The sequence below is a fragment of the Corynebacterium sp. HMSC074C11 genome, assembly GCF_001809455.1.
In the GTDB taxonomy this organism is placed as follows: Bacteria; Actinomycetota; Actinomycetes; order Mycobacteriales; family Mycobacteriaceae; genus Corynebacterium; species Corynebacterium amycolatum.
This window is the reverse complement of the sequence record NZ_KV797727.1, coordinates 99,301-116,645: the sequence shown is the minus strand read 5'-3', so window position 1 is coordinate 116,645 and position 17,345 is coordinate 99,301. Positions and strand designations below refer to the sequence as shown.

The 17,345-nt window shown below is 61.2% G+C and carries 13 protein-coding genes, 1 pseudogene and 1 riboswitch; of the genes and pseudogenes, 8 read left to right on the top strand and 6 right to left on the bottom strand.

Annotated elements, in window-relative coordinates; translation table 11 throughout:
• Positions 1 to 21: 21 nt before the first annotated feature.
• The 3 genes from ftsX (at position 22) to HMPREF2614_RS03290 (ending at position 3,122) form a co-directional block, all read left to right on the top strand.
• Positions 22 to 924, top strand: coding sequence for a permease-like cell division protein FtsX (gene ftsX, locus HMPREF2614_RS03300; RefSeq protein WP_038626263.1), 903 nt, complete (start codon positions 22 to 24; stop codon positions 922 to 924).
• An 83-nt stretch (positions 925 to 1,007) separates the two neighbouring features.
• Positions 1,008 to 1,904, top strand: a complete 897-nt coding sequence (ppk2, locus tag HMPREF2614_RS03295; RefSeq protein ID WP_049181362.1) for a polyphosphate kinase 2 — start codon at positions 1,008 to 1,010, stop codon at positions 1,902 to 1,904.
• A 90-nt stretch (positions 1,905 to 1,994) separates the two neighbouring features.
• Positions 1,995 to 3,122, top strand: coding sequence for a 3-hydroxyisobutyryl-CoA hydrolase (locus HMPREF2614_RS03290; RefSeq protein ID WP_049181361.1), 1,128 nt, complete (start codon positions 1,995 to 1,997; stop codon positions 3,120 to 3,122).
• On the opposite strand, the gene HMPREF2614_RS03285 is transcribed toward HMPREF2614_RS03290, so the two are convergent.
• Positions 3,119 to 4,075 (bottom strand): MinD/ParA family ATP-binding protein, encoded by a 957-nt coding sequence (locus tag HMPREF2614_RS03285; RefSeq protein ID WP_049181359.1) that lies wholly within the window; start codon positions 4,073 to 4,075, stop codon positions 3,119 to 3,121. The genes HMPREF2614_RS03290 and HMPREF2614_RS03285 overlap by 4 nt on opposite strands.
• A gap of 51 nt (positions 4,076 to 4,126) precedes the next feature.
• Entirely contained in the window at positions 4,127 to 4,921 is a 795-nt protein-coding gene (locus HMPREF2614_RS03280; RefSeq protein WP_065422984.1) for a YwiC-like family protein, read from the bottom strand.
• Between the two features lie 96 nt (positions 4,922 to 5,017).
• Positions 5,018 to 5,187, top strand: a riboswitch (FMN riboswitch).
• Positions 5,188 to 5,197: 10 nt separating this feature from the next.
• Here HMPREF2614_RS03280 and pnuC point away from each other — a divergent pair.
• Entirely contained in the window at positions 5,198 to 5,917 is a 720-nt protein-coding gene (gene pnuC, locus HMPREF2614_RS03275) for a nicotinamide riboside transporter PnuC (RefSeq protein ID WP_049181354.1), read from the top strand.
• 10 nt (positions 5,918 to 5,927) lie between these two features.
• Entirely contained in the window at positions 5,928 to 6,587 is a 660-nt protein-coding gene (locus HMPREF2614_RS03270) for a hypothetical protein (protein ID WP_016423226.1), read from the top strand.
• Here HMPREF2614_RS03270 and HMPREF2614_RS03265 read toward each other — a convergent pair.
• The 3 genes from HMPREF2614_RS03265 to HMPREF2614_RS03255 all read right to left on the bottom strand — a co-directional run bounded on the left by HMPREF2614_RS03265 (position 6,584) and on the right by HMPREF2614_RS03255 (position 11,000).
• On the bottom strand, positions 6,584 to 8,284 hold the full coding sequence (locus HMPREF2614_RS03265; protein WP_038626251.1) for an FUSC family protein: 1,701 nt from the start codon (positions 8,282 to 8,284) through the stop codon (positions 6,584 to 6,586). The genes HMPREF2614_RS03270 and HMPREF2614_RS03265 overlap by 4 nt on opposite strands.
• A 67-nt stretch (positions 8,285 to 8,351) precedes the next feature.
• Positions 8,352 to 9,998 (bottom strand): peptide chain release factor 3, encoded by a 1,647-nt coding sequence (locus HMPREF2614_RS03260; protein ID WP_038626248.1) that lies wholly within the window; start codon positions 9,996 to 9,998, stop codon positions 8,352 to 8,354.
• Positions 9,999 to 10,106: 108 nt separating this feature from the next.
• The gene (locus HMPREF2614_RS03255; protein WP_038626246.1) at positions 10,107 to 11,000 is read right to left on the bottom strand and encodes a Cof-type HAD-IIB family hydrolase; all 894 of its coding nucleotides are present in this window, start codon (positions 10,998 to 11,000) and stop codon (positions 10,107 to 10,109) included.
• 183 nt (positions 11,001 to 11,183) lie between these two features.
• Here HMPREF2614_RS03255 and HMPREF2614_RS03250 point away from each other — a divergent pair, with 183 nt between their 5' ends.
• A complete protein-coding gene (locus tag HMPREF2614_RS03250; protein WP_070560124.1) occupies positions 11,184 to 12,635 on the top strand; it encodes a glyceraldehyde-3-phosphate dehydrogenase in 1,452 nt (483 codons plus the stop codon).
• A gap of 183 nt (positions 12,636 to 12,818) precedes the next feature.
• Here the strand turns inward: HMPREF2614_RS03250 and HMPREF2614_RS10860 are convergent.
• A pseudogene (locus HMPREF2614_RS10860) lies at positions 12,819 to 13,981 on the bottom strand (IS110 family transposase); the annotation flags it as partial.
• A 408-nt stretch (positions 13,982 to 14,389) separates the two neighbouring features.
• On the opposite strand from HMPREF2614_RS10860, the gene HMPREF2614_RS03240 reads away from it, so the two are divergent.
• Positions 14,390 to 14,971, top strand: coding sequence for an ECF transporter S component (locus tag HMPREF2614_RS03240; protein ID WP_239392990.1), 582 nt, complete (start codon positions 14,390 to 14,392; stop codon positions 14,969 to 14,971).
• Positions 14,972 to 15,078: 107 nt separating this feature from the next.
• Entirely contained in the window at positions 15,079 to 17,280 is a 2,202-nt protein-coding gene (locus HMPREF2614_RS03235) for an ATP-binding cassette domain-containing protein (protein WP_246815670.1), read from the top strand.
• The last annotated feature ends 65 nt before the right edge of the window (positions 17,281 to 17,345 follow it).

The window sequence follows — 17,345 nt, the reverse complement described above, 5'->3', positions numbered from 1 at the left end:
TTCGAAAGGTATTACTGACCTATGAAGACTCGCTTTGTCCTCGGTGAGGCTTTCTCCTCCTTGGGCCGAAACATCACGATGACCATCGCGATGATTATTACGACCGCGGTGTCGTTGGCGCTGCTTGCGACCGGCATCCTGGTTACTGAGCAGACCAGCCGCACGAAGGATCTCTATCTCGATCGCGTAGAAGTGCAGATCGAACTGAATGAACAAATCTCCGCCGAGGACCAAACTTGCTCCTCGCCGGAGTGTGCTGAGGTCGTCGGCAAGCTTGAAGAGACTGACGGCGTTGATTCGGTGACCTTCCGAAATCGTCAGCAAAACTTTGACCACTTCGTGGAGATGTTTAAGGATAGCGACCCCGTGCTCGTAGAAAATGCGACGCCGGAGTCGCTGCCTGCTGTCGTGATGGTGCGTCTGAGCGACCCGACCGATGTCAGCCCGCTGGATCCGATTCGGGAGCTGCCACAGGTCGACCACGTTACTGACCAGCATGAAGAGATCGGTACTGCAGCTCAGAACCTGGACTCGGTGCGAAATGCGACCTTCCTGCTGGCGGCGGTGCAGGCCGTTGCCGCTGTGTTCCTGATTGCGAACATGGTCCAGATTGCGGCGTTCTCGCGTCGTAAGGAAGTTGAGATTATGCGCATGGTCGGTGCCAGCCGCTGGTTCACACAGGCGCCGTTCGTCCTCGAGGCGGTGATTGCGTCGCTGATTGGTGGTCTGCTGGCCATCGGTGCGCTGTTCCTGGGTAAGGCGACGGTCATCGATCCGGCGCTGAGTAACCTGTACAAGGCACAGCTTCTGGCGCCGCTGACCAACGGCGATATTGGTGTGGTGGCGCCAATCGTGGTCATTATCGGCATGGTCTTTGCTGGGCTTGTTGCGCAGGTCACGCTGCGTTTTTACTCGCGTGACTAGGGCTCCAATTAGGTTTGCGATTAGACCCCTCGGTTAAACCCGGTGAATAGGGTCAGGGCAGGGTGCCAGGTAAGCTGAGGACTATGAATAATGACGACGTCCAGCGCCCACCGAAGCTCGACAAGAAGGCTTATGAGGCCGAGCTCAAAAAGCTCCAGGCAGAGCTCGTCGAAATGCAGCAGTGGGTGGTAGAAACCGGTGCCCGAATTGTCATCGTGATGGAGGGTCGTGACGCCGCCGGCAAGGGGTCGGCCATTAAGCGCATCACGCAGTACCTGAATCCCCGTACCTGTCGCATTGAGGCTCTGCCGGCTCCGACGAGCCGTGAGCAGGGTCAGTGGTACTTCCAGCGTTATGTCGAAAAGCTGCCGACTGCCGGCGAAATCGTGATTTTCGACCGCTCCTGGTACAACCGCGCCGGCGTTGAGCGCGTCATGGGCTTCTGTACCTCGCAGGAGTACCGTCGCTTCCTGCACCAGGCTCCAATCTTCGAGCGTCTGCTGGTTGAAGACGGCATTATCCTGCGCAAATACTGGTTCTCCGTGTCGGACGAGGAGCAGGTTGCTCGCTTCAAGTCCCGTCGTGAAGATCCGCTGCGCCGCTGGAAGCTCTCGCCGATGGACCTGGAGTCCATCACTCGCTGGGAGGACTACTCCCGCGCTAAGGATGAGATGTTCATCCACACTGATATCCCGTCCGCACCGTGGTTCACGGTTGAGTCCGAGGACAAGAAGCGCTCGCGTATCAATGTCATCAACCACCTGCTGACCACCATTCCGTACGAGCACATTCAGCGGGATGTTCCGGAAATTCCGGAGCGTCCGGAGTCTGAGGGGAGCTACGAGCGTCCGCCGCGTACTGAATTCCGCTATGTGCCGGACGTTGCCGCGAAGCTCGAAGCTGACCGTGTGAAGGGTGCAGGCAAGTCCGATAAGAAGGGCAAGAAGCACAAGAAGGGCAAGAAGAGCAAGAAGAAGTAGCTTCTTTGTTTAGGCAGTTCTCGCGGCCGTCAGTCGTTCCATCAAGCCAGAGCCTTTCCATAGATAGTTATCTGTGTCACACTGGGTGGCATGACTGCTACTGATAACGGTTCTGGCACGGCACGCACCGAGGTTGATGAGCCAAAGGTGCTGCGAGAAGTCCACGGGCGATCTGGTCACCTTCGGTTGAACAGGCCGAAGGCACTTAATTCACTCGATTTAGATATGGTCACCGAGGTCGTCGAGGGGCTCCGCGCATGGCGTGACGACGACTCGGTGGATCACATTGTTGTTTCATCCGGTCACCCCAAGGCGTTTTGTGCCGGTGGTGACGTGCGCGCAGTTCGGCAGGCTGTGCTCGATGGTGTTCCGGAGCAGGGGGAGAAGTTCTTCCGGGACGAGTACGAGATGAACGCGATGATTGCGGAATTTGCGCAGTCCAAACCATATATCGCGATTATTGATGGCATCGCTATGGGGGGTGGCCTGGGAGTTTCCATGCACGGCTCCCACCGAATCGTGACTGAGCGAGCCAGCGCCTCCATGCCAGAAATGGCAATCGGCTTTGTTCCCGATGTGGGCATTACCTATTTTTCGCAGCATGTGAACACTCAGTTGGGCGGACCCTCGCCCGCGATTGCTCGGTTTGCAGGACTGACCGGTTACCGCCTAACTGCGGCGGACATGCTGTGGGCTGGATGGGCAACGCATGCGGTGCCATCCGCGCAACTGGACGAGTTCGTCGCGGCACTGGACCGAGACGGAATTGATTCGGCGCTTGCGGAGTATGCGCTCGATGTGGACTCGGCTGAGGCTCGTGAGCTGCTCGGTGAGCCGCAGCTGGCCGAGTGGAGCGATTGCATCGAGGCCTGCTTCGGCGCTGATAGCTGGTTGGAGATTGAGCGTGCTCTCAACGAAGCCGCTGAGGCTGGCTCCTGTGCGTCGTCAACAGTGGAGACCTTCCGCGATCTGCTGGCACCCGCCAACCCGGAGAGTCTCGTGGCGGCAGCGGAGCTCTATGCAGCGAACGCGGGTCCGGGGGTTACGCTGCAGGAGGCTCTGAACCGGGAGATGAAGCTCGGCGCTTACATGCGTCAGCACCCCAATTTTGCCGAAGGCGTGCGGGCGGTTTTGGTGGACAAGGACCGCGACGCCACCTTCAAGCCCGCCTCCGTTCAGGAGGTCGATGTCGAGGGGATTCGTCAGCACCTGAGCTAAACAAAACTGTGACGGCCCGTAGTCGGCGCGAAGTCATCGGCAATCATGGCCGCCAATTCGAGATAGCTCTGGGTAGTGGCGGGCTGGAGATTGTCCAGCTCGATATTCGCGCCATTCGCAATGTGCGGGTCATAGGGGATGACCTGCACTGCGCGGCAGCGCTGGGCAAATAGTTCGTGCACGGTCTCTGTGGACAGCCCCTGTTTATTTAGCTCGTTGACCACCACGACAGTGGTAGAAACCAGCCGTTCGAAGCCGTGCGCTGAAAGCCAATCCAACGTCGTCCAGGCGCTTTTCACGCCGTCCAGTGCGGGCGTGGTGACCAGCACCAGGCAATTGGCCGCAGAAAGAATCGAAGCGGCGATGGGCTGCGTCAGGCCGGTACCACAATCAGTCAGGCTCACATTGTAATGACGCCGAAGGATGTCGAGGGCTGCGCAGTATTCACCGTCGGAAAGCGCGATCGTCGATGTCGGGTTTTGGTCGCTGCCGACAACCTCCAGGCGCGATGGAGTGTGAGATGTGTACGCGCGGACCTGCGCATATTTGTCCGTATCCGGGGCTCGGAGCAGATCGCGAATTGATGCGGGATTGGCCGCGGTGACGCGTGCGCCGAGGGTGCCAAAGTCCGGATTCGCGTCGATTGCGACGATTCGGTCACTGCGCAGGCTTGCAAGCGTGGCGCCCAGGCACATGGTTGTCGACGTCTTGCCGACGCCACCTTTCACGCTGACAACAGCGATGTTGTAGTCACCGTAGATAGGCTGTCGCACCCGCTCTATCAGCTCGCGTTGCTTGCGTGCCGACGATGATTCCCGCGGCGAAATTGCGCCCCAGGTAGCCTTATGAACCCAGCTGCGCCAGCCCGACTGTGGTGCCTGCCGCGAGTTCAGGCTAACCGCCAAGTCTGAGACGGAAACTGCGTGAGTGACTGCGTGTTTGGTGGAAGTCATAGACTTCGTCCCCTCCCCAAAATTCCCCAAAGTTTATCCCCGCCGTTGTTTTTACCATGCGGCCAGGACCACGGCGAGCCCAAAGACAGCATCGAGAATTCCGACCTGTTTGGGTGTCCACGGCTTAGCGCGGCGAGCACCGGAGATTGGCATGGCAAAAGACCTGATGAGAAGCCCAATGGTGACAATGGGCACACCGATGCTGATGAGATTCCGGTCGCGGAGCAGGATCCACCCGATGATGGCCGCAGCGGTAATGAGGGCGTGGTAGGTGACCGAGCCAATGAGCCACTGTCGGCTGCCGCGTTTGCGAATCATTGTTTTCACATAGGGCACGGTGCCGACGAAATATCCAGCGTAGATAGCCGCAATTGCCCAGGCTTTCGGGGTTGGCCCGGCGATAATGGGCACCATGAGGCTGGCGGCTAGAACAGTGGAGACACCAGAGAGAAGTGAGCGCGGTCGGCGCTGGTAGGTCTCCCAAATAGCGATAGCGGCAAGAGGGGCGATGAGGGCGACCCAGGTGAGAAGGGAAACGTCGGCAAGCAGAGTGATGCAGCCAGCGACGGCGGTGAGCGCGGTGTATGTGGCGGCGGGTGCCAGATGGCGGCGTTGGCGACGAGAGCGGAGCCAGACGCTGACGGCGAAAAATGCGAAGTAGCCGAGCAGCCACGTCGCGGTTACGGCAAGGCCTGTCCATGTGGGGTTGAGCGCGAGTGCAGTCAGCGGGGGAATGGTGACCATGAACCAAGCGCCGTGCTGGTCCGGAACCCAGCCAGCGGAGCGCTTGTGGTGGGAGCAGCGGGCGGGGCGGGAAGGACGTGGCTGGCGGGGCTTTTGGCTCATACTACGCATTATAGATTCGTAAATATGTCGGGACTGTATTAGATCCTCATTGAATAAAATGCACATGCGCACAAGGCGACAGTGCTAACGTTGAACTCGCATTCTCAGGGCGAGGTGAAATTCCTCACCGGTGGTGAAGCTGCGGCTGACGCAGACAAGTCCACGAGCGCCCTACCTGTGGCCAGAAGGGTCATCAGGTAGGGGACAAGCAGATTTCGGTTGGAATCCGAAACCGACGGTCATAGTCCGGATGAAAGAGAAGGAGTTGAATAATTCGTGGAATACGTGTCGGATTTTTTGGTGGGTTTCCTCACTGCACAGCTCAGTGTGGCGGGAGCACCAATCTTAATTCGAGAAATTGTTGGTAACCTCTTTGGCCTCGCGTGTGCCTTCCTAGGTATGAAACGCAAGGTATGGGCCTGGCCGGTCGGCATTATCGGAAATGCCTTGCTGTTTACCGTCTTCCTCGGCGGAGTTTTCCACACGCCGCAAAATCTTGATCTCTATGGCCAGGCTGGGCGTCAGGTCATGTTTATCGTCGTCAGTCTCTACGGGTGGTTCAGCTGGGTCAAGAGCCGCAATCAGAGCGGTGATGAGGTCGCAATTGAGCCGCGGTGGGCGACGGCAACGGAACGCATTGGGATGATTGCCGTGGCTATCTTCGCCACAGTGATCTGTGCCAATGTCTTTGAGATGCTGGGCTCGTGGGGGCCATGGGCCGATGCCTGGATTTTCGTCGGTTCGATGCTAGCGACCTGGGGCATGGCCCGCGGCTGGAACGAATTCTGGCTGATCTGGATTGCCGTTGACGCCGTGGGAGTGCCGTTGCTGCTCAAGGGTGGCTACTACCCGTCAGCAGCGCTGTACCTCTTCTACGGATGCTTCGTTATTTGGGGCTTTGTCTCCTGGGTTCGACTCGAGCACCAGCACGACAATAACCAGCAGAAGAGCTCCGAGACCGACCAAGTACCGGCTTTGGCAGCAGCCGAGCGGTAGGATAGTCCAGGTGAGCTTCCGACCAGATAACTCCCGTACCAACCGCGCCCATCAAGCCGAAGAGCGTGCCCGCAGTCTCGTGCAGGACGTCCTCGACCGCGAGGAGCGGGTACGCAACAATCTGGCCAGCGCTGATGTCGACCCGTGGACGATGCGTTTCGTCGTCGATGAGTCGATTTCTGAGGGCGCAATCATCACCTGGCGCAATGAGGCCACTCGTGCCCGCCGCATCATGCGCCGCTACGACATTCAACGGGGCTACCGCGAGAAGTTGCGCGAAGTTGAAAAGCGCATCGATGCCATGTTGCACCTCGCGGAGTCGCTGGAGGAATCGTGGGACGCCGCGGCACACGCTTCAAAGAGGCTTTCCGACGCGGAGGCCCGCGATGTCGCCGCCTTTGAGCGTGAGCGCGAGCGGCAAAATGACGCGGCAGAGACTAAGCGTCAGCGTGAGGAGAAGGTCCGCAAGTTCCGTCGGAAAGCGGAAAACATTGCTACCGACGCGTGGGACGCGGGCCGTGACGCGCTGGAGAAGCTGCCGCCACTGTCGTCTTCGTTGAAGGACATCGCGGCCAAGTTCCGTTCGCGGGGCTCGGAGGAGGAACCGCGCGAGGTACGCCGGGCAACCGCCCGCGACCTACGCAAGGAGCCTCCGCTGCCGGAGGACTAGTATTCCTCGGACTTAGCTGCCTGAACCACTTCGGCGAGCTTGGAAATCTCTTCGTGAGAAGGCCTAATATCTGGATGCGTACGGCAGTAGTCCAACAGCAAGTAACCGGCCGTGCGAATGCGACGATGCCCATCCCAGTGCGGAGCGGCGATTTTGGGGTCGTTGGTGGCCAGAGACGAGATGGCCTGGCGCTCGCTGAGCAGCTCGTACTGGAGATCGCGACGAATATCGAGTGCCTGATTCGGAGTGCCGGTTAGCAGCGCGCCGAGAAGAGCACCCATCTGTCGATAGCAGCGCGGAATATGACGCAGGTAGTGCTTCTCAATGCTCTCGGTCGGCCAGAAGTGCAGGACAGCGAGAGCCAGCGCGCAGGCGATACCGACTTCCAAAACACGATCGGTCACAATCGGTGCGAGCTCGCCAGCGACATTTCCGCCCAGCAGCAGCGCCAGCGGAGTGGTGACGATCGTCGTCAGCGCATAGTTCTTCACCACGAGAATCTCCGCGCCGAATTGGCAGGCTGCAAGCGCGATAAGTAGCGTCCAGCTGTCCAGGCCAAAGGAAAAGAGCAGCGCATAGAGGAAAATGCCGATAATCGAGCCCACCATGCGGTGAATTCCTCGAATCGAACCGGCGGTGCGGTCGGGGCCCCACTGTAGAGTCATCAATGCGCTGACCACCGCCCAGTCAGGCCGGTCAAGACCGACTAGCACGCTGATGAGACCAGCTAAGCCGCCAGTAATAGCCACCTTTGTCGCAGTCATCGACGCGTGAGAATAGCGCTCGAAAGAGCGGAAGACTCGGTAGCTTACGCTTGGCCGAGCGAGTGGAATGGTTGTCTGTGTCTCGTCGATAAGGTTAGGTGTGTCCACGATGTCCACAGCGCTGCCGTGCACGCCCAAGCGGCCGCGGATAGCAATCAGTCGCTGATGAGCAGCGATGACACGGTTGACCAGTTCCGTATGGGAGGGCTTGACGATTTTGCTGCCACGGATGATGCCTGCGTCGGCAAGCGATTCCCATGCGTCGGTGAGTGCAGTTTGCGCCTGGTGATGAACGGCGAACGATGTCGAGTCTGATTTTTCCATCGCCTCGATGGCTGATTCAAGGGATTGGACGGCCGCCATCTCGGGGCCGTGCGGATTCCACAACCGTGGTGCCATGCCGATGACTATCGCCGAAAGCACACCAACGGTAGCCCACATGGCGGTTTCAACCGGGTTGAAGCCAAGGCGGGCGACCATTGTGGTACCGCCTGAGACCATCACAATGAAGAATGAACCTGGTGGTGGCAGGCGCAGTGCGTTTTGGATAAAGGCGCCGGCGGTAGCCAGCGTCGTGGTAAAAAGCGCGATGAGCAGCAGCCATAGATTACTGTCGCCGGAAGCGATCTCACTGTGGACCACTGAGCCAACAAAACTGCCGGACATAACGCCGGCGACCAGGCATAGTCCGGCGATGGCCATCACGCGCAGGCGACTGCGGTAGGGGTGGCCTTCGCCATAGATGACCACGCAACCACCAGCGGCGATAAGGAGCATCTCCGAGCCATGGCCGGTGAGAAGTGCCACGGCACCCGGCAGGAATAGCGCGAGTGCTGCGCGGAGGGCACCTGGCCATCTCTGCGCACGGGAGTGGAAGGCAGTAAAAAGCTGCCATGCACTTGGTTGCGGAGGAAGCTCAACCGTTTGGCTCAATGTTGGTGAAATCTCCTTATCTCTATTGGGTTGTTATTGGCGCTGCCGCTGTGTGCAACCGAGAACTTTAGTCAGCGACCAGCGTCTCGAGCGTGAACTCCGGGTGCTCCTTCTCAATGAATGACAGCTTCCACTTGTCGCCGAAGAGGGCGATGAGGGCGCCGTCGGAACGCGTGAAGATCTCCACGCCGCGTTGCTTTGCAAGCTCCGGCGCGGTCTCTTCGTCCGTGCGGCGGGCGACGGAGTAGGGGATGGGATCTGCGATGGTCTCGACGTTGTACTCGTTTTCCATGCGCGCCATCATCACCTCGAACTGCATCGGTCCGACCGCGGCCATGACCGGGGCGGCATCGCCGCGGGCATCGTTGCGCAGAATCTGCACCACGCCCTCGGCATCGAGCTGGTCGACAGCCTTGCGGAACTGCTTGTACTTGCCCAGGCTCTTGGCGCGCAGGGTGCGGAAGTGCTCCGGCGCGAATTGAGGCATTGGCTTGAATTGAACCTTGCGGCCCTCGTAAATGGTGTCACCCGGCGCCAGCGAACCCGCATTGACCAGGCCGACAATGTCGCCCGGGTAGGCCGTCTCCACGGTCGAACGCGTCCGACCGAACACTGTCAGGGCGTACTTTGTAGAAAAACTGCGTCCCGACTGCGCATGCGTGACCTGCATGCCGCGGTCAAACTCACCAGAGACAACGCGCATGAACGCCAGCTTGTCGCGGTGGTGCGTATCCATACCCGCCTGCACCTTGAACACGACGCCCGAAAAATCATCCGTCGGTTCGCGCTTTTCGACGATAGCTCCCTGGCCGCCAGCCGCAGCAGCGGCAACGGCAGCCGGGTCGGACTCGCGGGCGCCAGGTGCCGGAGCCAGTTCGCAGAGAGTGTCCAGGATCTGGTGGACACCCCAATTCAGCATGGCCGAGGCGAAAATCACCGGAGAGGTGTCACCAGCGAGGTACATCTCCTGGTCGTGGTCAGCGCTATCGGCGGAGAGCAGTTCGGACTCCTCGGCTGCCGTCTCCCAGGCATCGCCCTGTTCCGCGGCGGCCTCATCTGGGGTGAGGTGCCGCTCGGCGGCAATGGTGGCACCACCGGCAGTGCGCTCGAAGCCGATGAACTGCTTGGCCTCACCGTCCTCGCCACGCTCCAGTAGACCGCGGAAGTCACCCGCCTCGCCGACTGGCCAGTACAGCGGTGTCGGCTGCAGGCCAATCTCCGCAACAATCTCATCCATCAATTCCAGGGGAGCCTTACCCGGGCGGTCCCACTTGTTGATGACCGTGACGATGGGAATTCCGTTGGACTTACAAACCCGGAACAGCTTCAACGTCTGAGGCTCGAGACCCTTGGCGCCGTCGACAAGCATGACAGCGGCGTCGACAGCCGTGAGCACACGGTAGGTGTCTTCGGAGAAGTCGGCGTGACCAGGTGTATCGACGAGATTGATCATGTATGGTTCGCCGTCGTGCCCCTCTGGTTGGTACTCGAACTGCAGCGCGGAAGAGGCAATCGAGATGCCGCGATCTTTCTCCATGTCCATCCAGTCGGACACAGTCGACTTGCGGCCGGCCTTGCCGTGGACAGCACCGGCTTCGTTAATGACATGAGCATGCAGTGCCAGCGCCTCGGTGAGCGTGGACTTACCGGCATCCGGGTGTGCGATGACGGCAAATGTGCGGCGGCGTGCTGCTTCTTCGGCGAGAGTTGTCACAGGGAGACTACGCTTTCCTTAAAAAGAAAATCGGAATAAGGGAATCGGGTTCAACCTTTCTAACTTACCGCTCCAGTGGGGTAAGGGGTCAATTACGTTGGGGCGACGTTAGAGGTTGAACAGTTCGCGCAGCGTCGTGATGACGCCTTCCTCCGCGTTCGACGGTGCGATGTCGGTGGCGCGGCGTTTGATTTCCGGGTGACCGTTGGACATGGCAAACGAACGGCTTGCGTGGTCGATGAGCTCGAGGTCATTCAGGTAGTCAACAAAGCAGACAGTTTCGGCAGGAGAGACACCGAGGGCCTCCTGCAGGGCGGCGAGTGCCGTGCCCTTGTTGGTGTTGGCGTCGATGAGGTCGACCCAATGTGCACCGGAGACTACCGCGCGCAGGTGCGGGCTCTGGGAACGCAAGTAATCGGCGGATTCGTCTTCGACGGAGTAAGGATCAAAGGCGGCAATTTTGACGATGCCGTCCTCGGCGGCGGCGACGATGACATCATCGACCTTCTGCAGCTTCAAGTAGTACTTGGCGGCCTCGTTGAATTGCAGCTGCTGAACTTCCTCCGAAATATTGAAATGCGGCGGGAAAAACTCCACGTATGCGCTGGCAGCGCCGCAGATGATAACCGATAGAGGAGTGCGCCCCGCTGCCACACGGTTGTCGTTGAACTGGCGGATCGCGTGTACCAACTGGGTGACGATGTCGTGGTCGATACTGGTAACCGAGACCACCTCGCCCGCATCCGCGACATAGTTGCCGTTTTCCGCAATGATTGGGATGCGGTGTGCAATGGGGGCGAACTGGTCGGCCAGAGTGGCGTACTGGCGGCCCGATGCGGGAGCGAAGTGGACACCGCAGTCGAGCAGTTCAGTGACTACCGGCCAAAAGGAATCCGGGATTTCCTTGTCTTCATTTAATAGAGTCCCGTCCATATCCGTGACTACAAGGCGGTATGGCGGCTGGGCGGGAGATTGCTGCTGGATATCCAGGGGTTCCGTCATGGCTTTAATTCTAACGGGTAAGTAGGGTTCACTTTTCTTCCTCAGGTCGCCTCCCAATGCCTCCCCCGATTGGGTGAAAGCTGGGCCACAATACGGGGTACCCAGTTGAGGGCGATAGCCGGTGAACGGCGTGTGCGGGGTATTTTGAGGGGGAACTCATATTCATTTAAGCCAGGAGGATTTATGTCGGATTCGGCCCCCATCAAGCGCAATGACTGGAATGAGCGCATCAGCCTTGCAGAGCAGATGATCCCCCTCCTGGGACAGCTGCGGCGCAACAACGATGTCGTGACTTCAATCTTCGGCCGCCGACTGGAAAACGTCACCGAGACCGGCATCATTAAGTCGCACCGCTACGCCCGTCGCATTACCTCGCAGGAGCTGCCTCTGAGCCAGACTCTGCCGATTCTGCAGGAACTGGTGAAGATGGATCTCGGCACCGCCTCCATCGACCTGGGCGCCCTGGCTACCAGCTTCGAAGAGGAAGGCGGCGACCTGCGCGCATTCCTCGAGCGGGAGCTTGCCGAGGTTATCGGTGCCGGGACTCACACCCTGAAGACCGACATTGTCCTCTACGGTTTCGGACGCATCGGTCGTCTGCTGGCCCGCATTCTGCTTGCTCGTGAGGCACTGTTCAACGGCCCGCGCCTGCGCGCGATTGTGGTTCGCCAGAATGGTGAGGACGACATCGTCAAGCGTGCTTCGCTGCTGCGCCGTGACTCCGTCCACGGTGCATTCGACGGCACCATCTCGGTTGACCGCGAAAACAACATTATTTGGGCAAACGGCACCCCGATCCAGGTCATTTACTCCAACGACCCGGCAACTGTTGACTACACCGCCTACGACATTAACGATGCGATTGTCATTGACAACACCGGTCGTTGGCGTGACCGTGAGGGACTGTCGCAGCACCTTCAGTCCAAGGGGGTTTCCAAGGTTCTGCTCACCGCGCCGGGCAAGGGCGATGTAAAGAACATCGTCTACGGAATTAACCACAGCATCATCGAGGACTCTGACAACATTTTGTCGGCAGCCTCCTGTACTACCAACGGCATCACCCCGGTGCTGAAGGTCGTCAATGACAAGTGGGGCGTCGAGTTCGGTCACGTCGAGACCGTCCACTCCTTCACCAATGACCAGAACCTGATTGACAACTTCCACAAGGGTTCCCGCCGTGGTCGCGCAGCCACCCTGAACATGGTTCTCACTGAGACTGGTGCCGCAAAGGCCGTCGCCAAGGCTCTGCCGGAGTTTGAGGGCAAGCTGACCGGTAACGCGATCCGCGTTCCCACCCCGGACGTTTCCATGGCGGTGCTGAACCTGACTCTGGACACTGAGGTCGACCGCGACGAGGTTAACAACTACCTGCGCGAAGTTTCCCTGAAGTCCGTCCTGCGCCAGCAGATTGACTACATCCACTCACCAGAAGTGGTCTCCACCGACTTCGTTGGTTCCACCCACGCTGGCATCGTCGATGGTCTGGCTACCATCGCCAACGGTAAGCACCTAGTGCTCTACGTCTGGTACGACAACGAGTTCGGTTACTCCAACCAGGTCGTTCGCATCGCTGAGGAGATTGCCGGTGCTCGCCCGCGCGTCTACCCGAAGCGCAAGCACATCGACGAGCTGTAAGTCGGCGGTCCTGGGCTTGAGCTGTTGAGCCCTCGAACGCCCTCTTCCCCCTCCTAAACCATGGGGTTTGAGGCGATGGGGAGGGCAGGGGAGGGGACGGAGCTTTCGGTGCGGGAGGCCGCTATCGCCTACCGCTGGTGGACGTGGTTCTGCGCGGCTTCGGCGCGGATGCATGGGCCGAGTCAACAGGGCATAGATGACGTTGCAGCGGCTCCGGGCAAGCCACATCACCGCGGCATTGTGCTTCTGTCCTTCAGCCCGTTTACGCAGGTAGTAGTCGCGCGATGCGGGATGGCAGTTCGACGCGATCCACGCCGATCGAAACATTGCGTTTTTTCAACTGTTTATTGCCGGCCCTGGTGGGAAACTCGCCGCGGACCGACGTACCCGACTGCCGGGTGGTCGGCGCGATGCCGGCGTAAGCAGCCAAGTGCGCGGCGTCGGCGAAGTCCTGGCAATCGCCGATGGACCACAAGATGTTAGAGGCGGTCTTGATACCTACGCCGGGCATCGACATCAAGACCTGGGCAAGAGGAAAACGATTCGCACATCTCCTCGACTTGTCCGGCGATCGTGTCGCGCTGTGCTTGAAGCGCTTTGATGTTCGCCGCCAGCTGCGGGATGACCAATTCTGCTGCTGCAGTGCCGGATACCGTGACAGTTTGCTCGGCAAGGGCGGCGAAAATTGCGTCAACCAGGGCAGCAGGGTCCTTCTTGGCGCGGTTGCGCATCCACTTCAGGACCCGGCCTCGACCTGCGGCGGTCAGTTTTGTCGGACCTTCGTAGTGGATGAGCGAGTCCAGCACCAGCGTGCGCGAGAGAATCTCGCCTGCAAAGACGCGCTCGAGTGCGGGGTGAATCTGTGTGAGCACGCTGCGAAGGCGGTTTTTCGTTCGGGTGGCGTCTTTGGCGATCTCGTCGTCGAATCCGGCGAGCATCTTCAGCGCTGCTAGTGCCTCGTCGTCGCGGTCGACTGCCCGCAGTGTGTGCGGCATGGTGCGGGCGGTGTCGGCGATGATGAATGCATCCCGGCGGACGGTTTTTGATCGTCCAGGGTAGAAATCGGCTGCTTGTCGTATGGCTAGGTCGGGGAGGTCTCCGACCGTGCAACCGCAGTCGCGGGCCACGGCGATGGGCAGGGTGCCGATCGTGTTGGGTTGATCGACAACCATGACAACGCTGCCGTGGGCCTGCATGGACGCGAAGATTTCGCGCCGTGCGGCTTCGTCTTGGGGCAGTGGTTTGTCGTAAATTCTCTCGCCGGTGTTGGTCAGCGCGCAGGCATGGTGGCCAGTTTTGCCGACGTCGAGGCCGATGATGATTTCGGGTGTTGTGGACGGTTCCATGGTGGTGTCCTTCTGTTGCGGCTGGTCACAGGTGTCTTGGACATCCGTTGCAGGCACCCACGTTACGACGAGACCTCTGTTTGGTCCGTGTCCCTATTAGCTGTCAGCGGTTGTCCCCGGTGTCCGGTGGCAACACCCCCGGATTATGGAAATGTTCACGCAGATAAGTCATGCCGGGCCTGGTGGCCGCGCCCCGTGAGGGGGGGTGGCACCATCACGGTAACGGGGGGGAGCGGGGGTAAGGTAAGTAAATTGAGCCTGGCGTAACGCGATAAGCATTGCCTAACCTGAGACTGTTTCAGGTGGTGTTCCCGATCGGGAACCGGCAACGGAAGCGAGGCGGCGACGATGAACGGAAAACGTGGATCGACCGGAGAGCCCCTCTCCGGAGGGGGAGCCGGGGACGCGGTGGCGTCGCAGACGGATGACGGGCGGTTGGTGCACGTCGCATCGGTCGCAGCGGGTGGCCGACCATCCACCCGCGACATGCTCGTCGCCGCCGCAATCGGCGTCGCGGGGTCTCTCATCATCGTGCCCCTGACCTACCTGCAGGTGTTCGCCGGCATCGCCCACGTTTATCTCGTCGCGGCGACGCTCGGGTTGTGGTTCCTGCAGTGCGTTGTTCCCCTCATCGTCGTCCGCAAGCTTGGCGCGAGCCTCATCGCGTGCCTTGCCATGGGCGTCGTGTCCGCGGCGACCACCCCGTTCGGCGTCGCCGCAATCGGGGCGCTGATTATGGAAGGATTGCTCATCGAGCTTCCGTTCATGGTCACCCTGTACCGGCGGTGGACGCGTCCCCAGTTCGTGGCGTCGGCGATGTTGTTCTCCGCGCTGATGGGACCGATGGCCCCGCGCGCAGTCGGCGTCGACTCGCCGACCACTCCCATGACCCTGATCAGCTTCGCCGTAGCCTTGGCATCGAGCTTGGTGTTTTTGGTCCTGGGCTTTGCCGTCGCAAAGGGGCTTCGCAGCCGCGGGGTCACCCGGTGACCGGCGGAGCACCCGCGTGCGCCGGTGCGACACGCGGGACGGCCCCGGCCCGGTTACGGGTTAGGGGCGCGGGCGTGCGGCACGCCGATGGGCGATGGGCACCCGACATGGTGGATCTCTCCTTCGATTTCGGCACGATCAACGCCATCACGGGACCCGTGGGATGCGGAAAGACGAGCCTGGCCCACCTCATCGCTGGACTGATTCCCTCGCACATCCCCATCGACCATGCCGGATTCGTGCACATCGTCGATGCCGACGGCACCGAACGCCCCGTGGACGGGGACCTGGTCACCTTCGTCGGGCAAGACCCGGCGACGCAGGTGCTCACGCTCCGAGTCGTCGATGACGTGGCCATGGCCCTCGAGTTTTCCCTCGTGGAAGCCGGTATCGTCGCCAAGCGATCAGCCGAGGCTCTATCGGAGCTCGGGCTGTCAGAGCTCGCGGAGAAGGATCCGTGGGCTTTGTCGGGCGGGCAACGCCAGCGGATGGCCATCGCCGGTGCGGTGGCCAGGGCGCCGGAGGTCATGATCTTCGACGAGCCCGCGGCCCACGTCGACGAGGACGGTCGCCGGTCGCTGTTCGCCGCCATCCGTGATTTGCGGGCCCCGGGGCGCGTCATCCTGCTCATCGAGCACGACCTCCGCCCGTTCGACGGGTGGGTCGACACGGTGACGATCCTCGATGCGGACGGGAGCGTCGCCGCCCACGGAGCGCCGGATGGCATCGCGGTGAAGGGCATTGCGACGACGGCCGCGACCGCCGGAACGCCGGACGCCAGTACGCCGGGCACGGGGGTGCGGGACCGTCCCAATCCGGAATCGGAGGCGGATGCCGTTCCACTGCTGGCCTTGACCGGAACCCACGTGACCCGAGGCGGGGAGAGGATCCTGAACGGGGCCGATCTGACACTGGAACGGGGCGAGATTCATGCCCTAGTCGGTGCCAACGGAGCCGGTAAGTCCACCTTGCTGGCGGTGCTGTCGGGCCAGATGAAGGCGGGAGTGGACCTCCGGATTGACGGCGCGTCTGCCCGGCGCGTCCCCGACGCCTTCGCGTCGTTGGCGTTCCAGAACCCCGAGCACCAGTTCACCCGCGCGACCGTCGCTGCGGAAATCGACTCCGCGCTGGCCGGCACGGACCCGCACGGGCCACTCGGCGCCGATGAGCTGCGGAAACTGCGGGAAGCCATGTGCCCCCGGGCACTTGACCCCGTCTCGCCGTTCGTCCTGTCGGGCGGACAGAAAAGACGGTTGGGCATCTTCCTGGCGGTGGCGGCCAATCGCCGTTTGCTGCTTCTCGACGAACCGTTGGCGCACCTGGATTCGCCGAGCTCGCGCATCGTACTGGATGCCCTAGCGGAATACGCCGGGGCCGGCGGAACCGTTGTGTTCACGTGCCACGACCGCCGTGTCGCGCGAACGTGGGCGGATCGGGCGAGCATCGTCGCCGAAGGGAAGGTCGCCTGGTCCGGTCCCGCAGCCGACGTGCCGGCTTCCCCGGAGTCGTCCCGGCGGGATCGCGCACTGCCCGCGGCCGGCGCACGGACGTCCTTGGACGAAAGCCCCTGGACCAGTGGATCCGCCGCTCGAAGGCGCGCGGGGTTGAACGCCATCACGATTGTCGCGGCGGTGATGCTCGTCCTCGTCGCCGGGCTGCTCTCCGGCGGAGACGCCGTTCTCGCTCTGACGGGGGTCGCGTTCCTCGCACTCGCTGCGATCGCGGAACGCGACGTTCGGGCGACGGCGGGGAAGGTCCTCCTCGTCCTGTTGATCGGGGTGTTCTTCGGCCTGCTCGGGTGGCGCTCCGAGTTCTACGGCGGTGGGGATCCGGCGGAGGCTGTCCGCCACGGCATCCATCACGGACTGCTGCTGACGGCCGTGTTTGCGGGGACGGTCCTGGTCTCCGCGTGTATGCGCGTCGAGGAGCTTTTCGACGCCATGGTGCAACGCCTCCGGGTGCCCTACACATGGTGCACCATAGCGATTTCCGGGGTGAGCATCGCGGCGTTCCTGCGCAGCGAAATCCCCCATCTGACATGGGCGATTAGATTGCGCTCGATGCGACCGGGGCAGTCTTTCCGCTCCGGCTTCATTCGCGCGACGACGCCCGCGTGCATCGCCTTTCCCTTGTTCGTCAGCGCCGTGCGCTGCGCCGAAAAGCTGTCCCTGACCCTGGCGATGCGCAACTTCGGCCGCCATCCGCGGCGCACCTTCCGCACCGATCACCCCTGGCGAGTGCGTGACGGGTTCGTGGCCGCAGCGTCCGCCGCGGCCTTCGTCGTCGCCCTGGTGTCCGCAGTGACTTGACGGGCACCCGGAACCGGCGGGTCCCGGGCCCGCGAGCGTTTCCGAGCTTGTGCGGAGACGCGCCC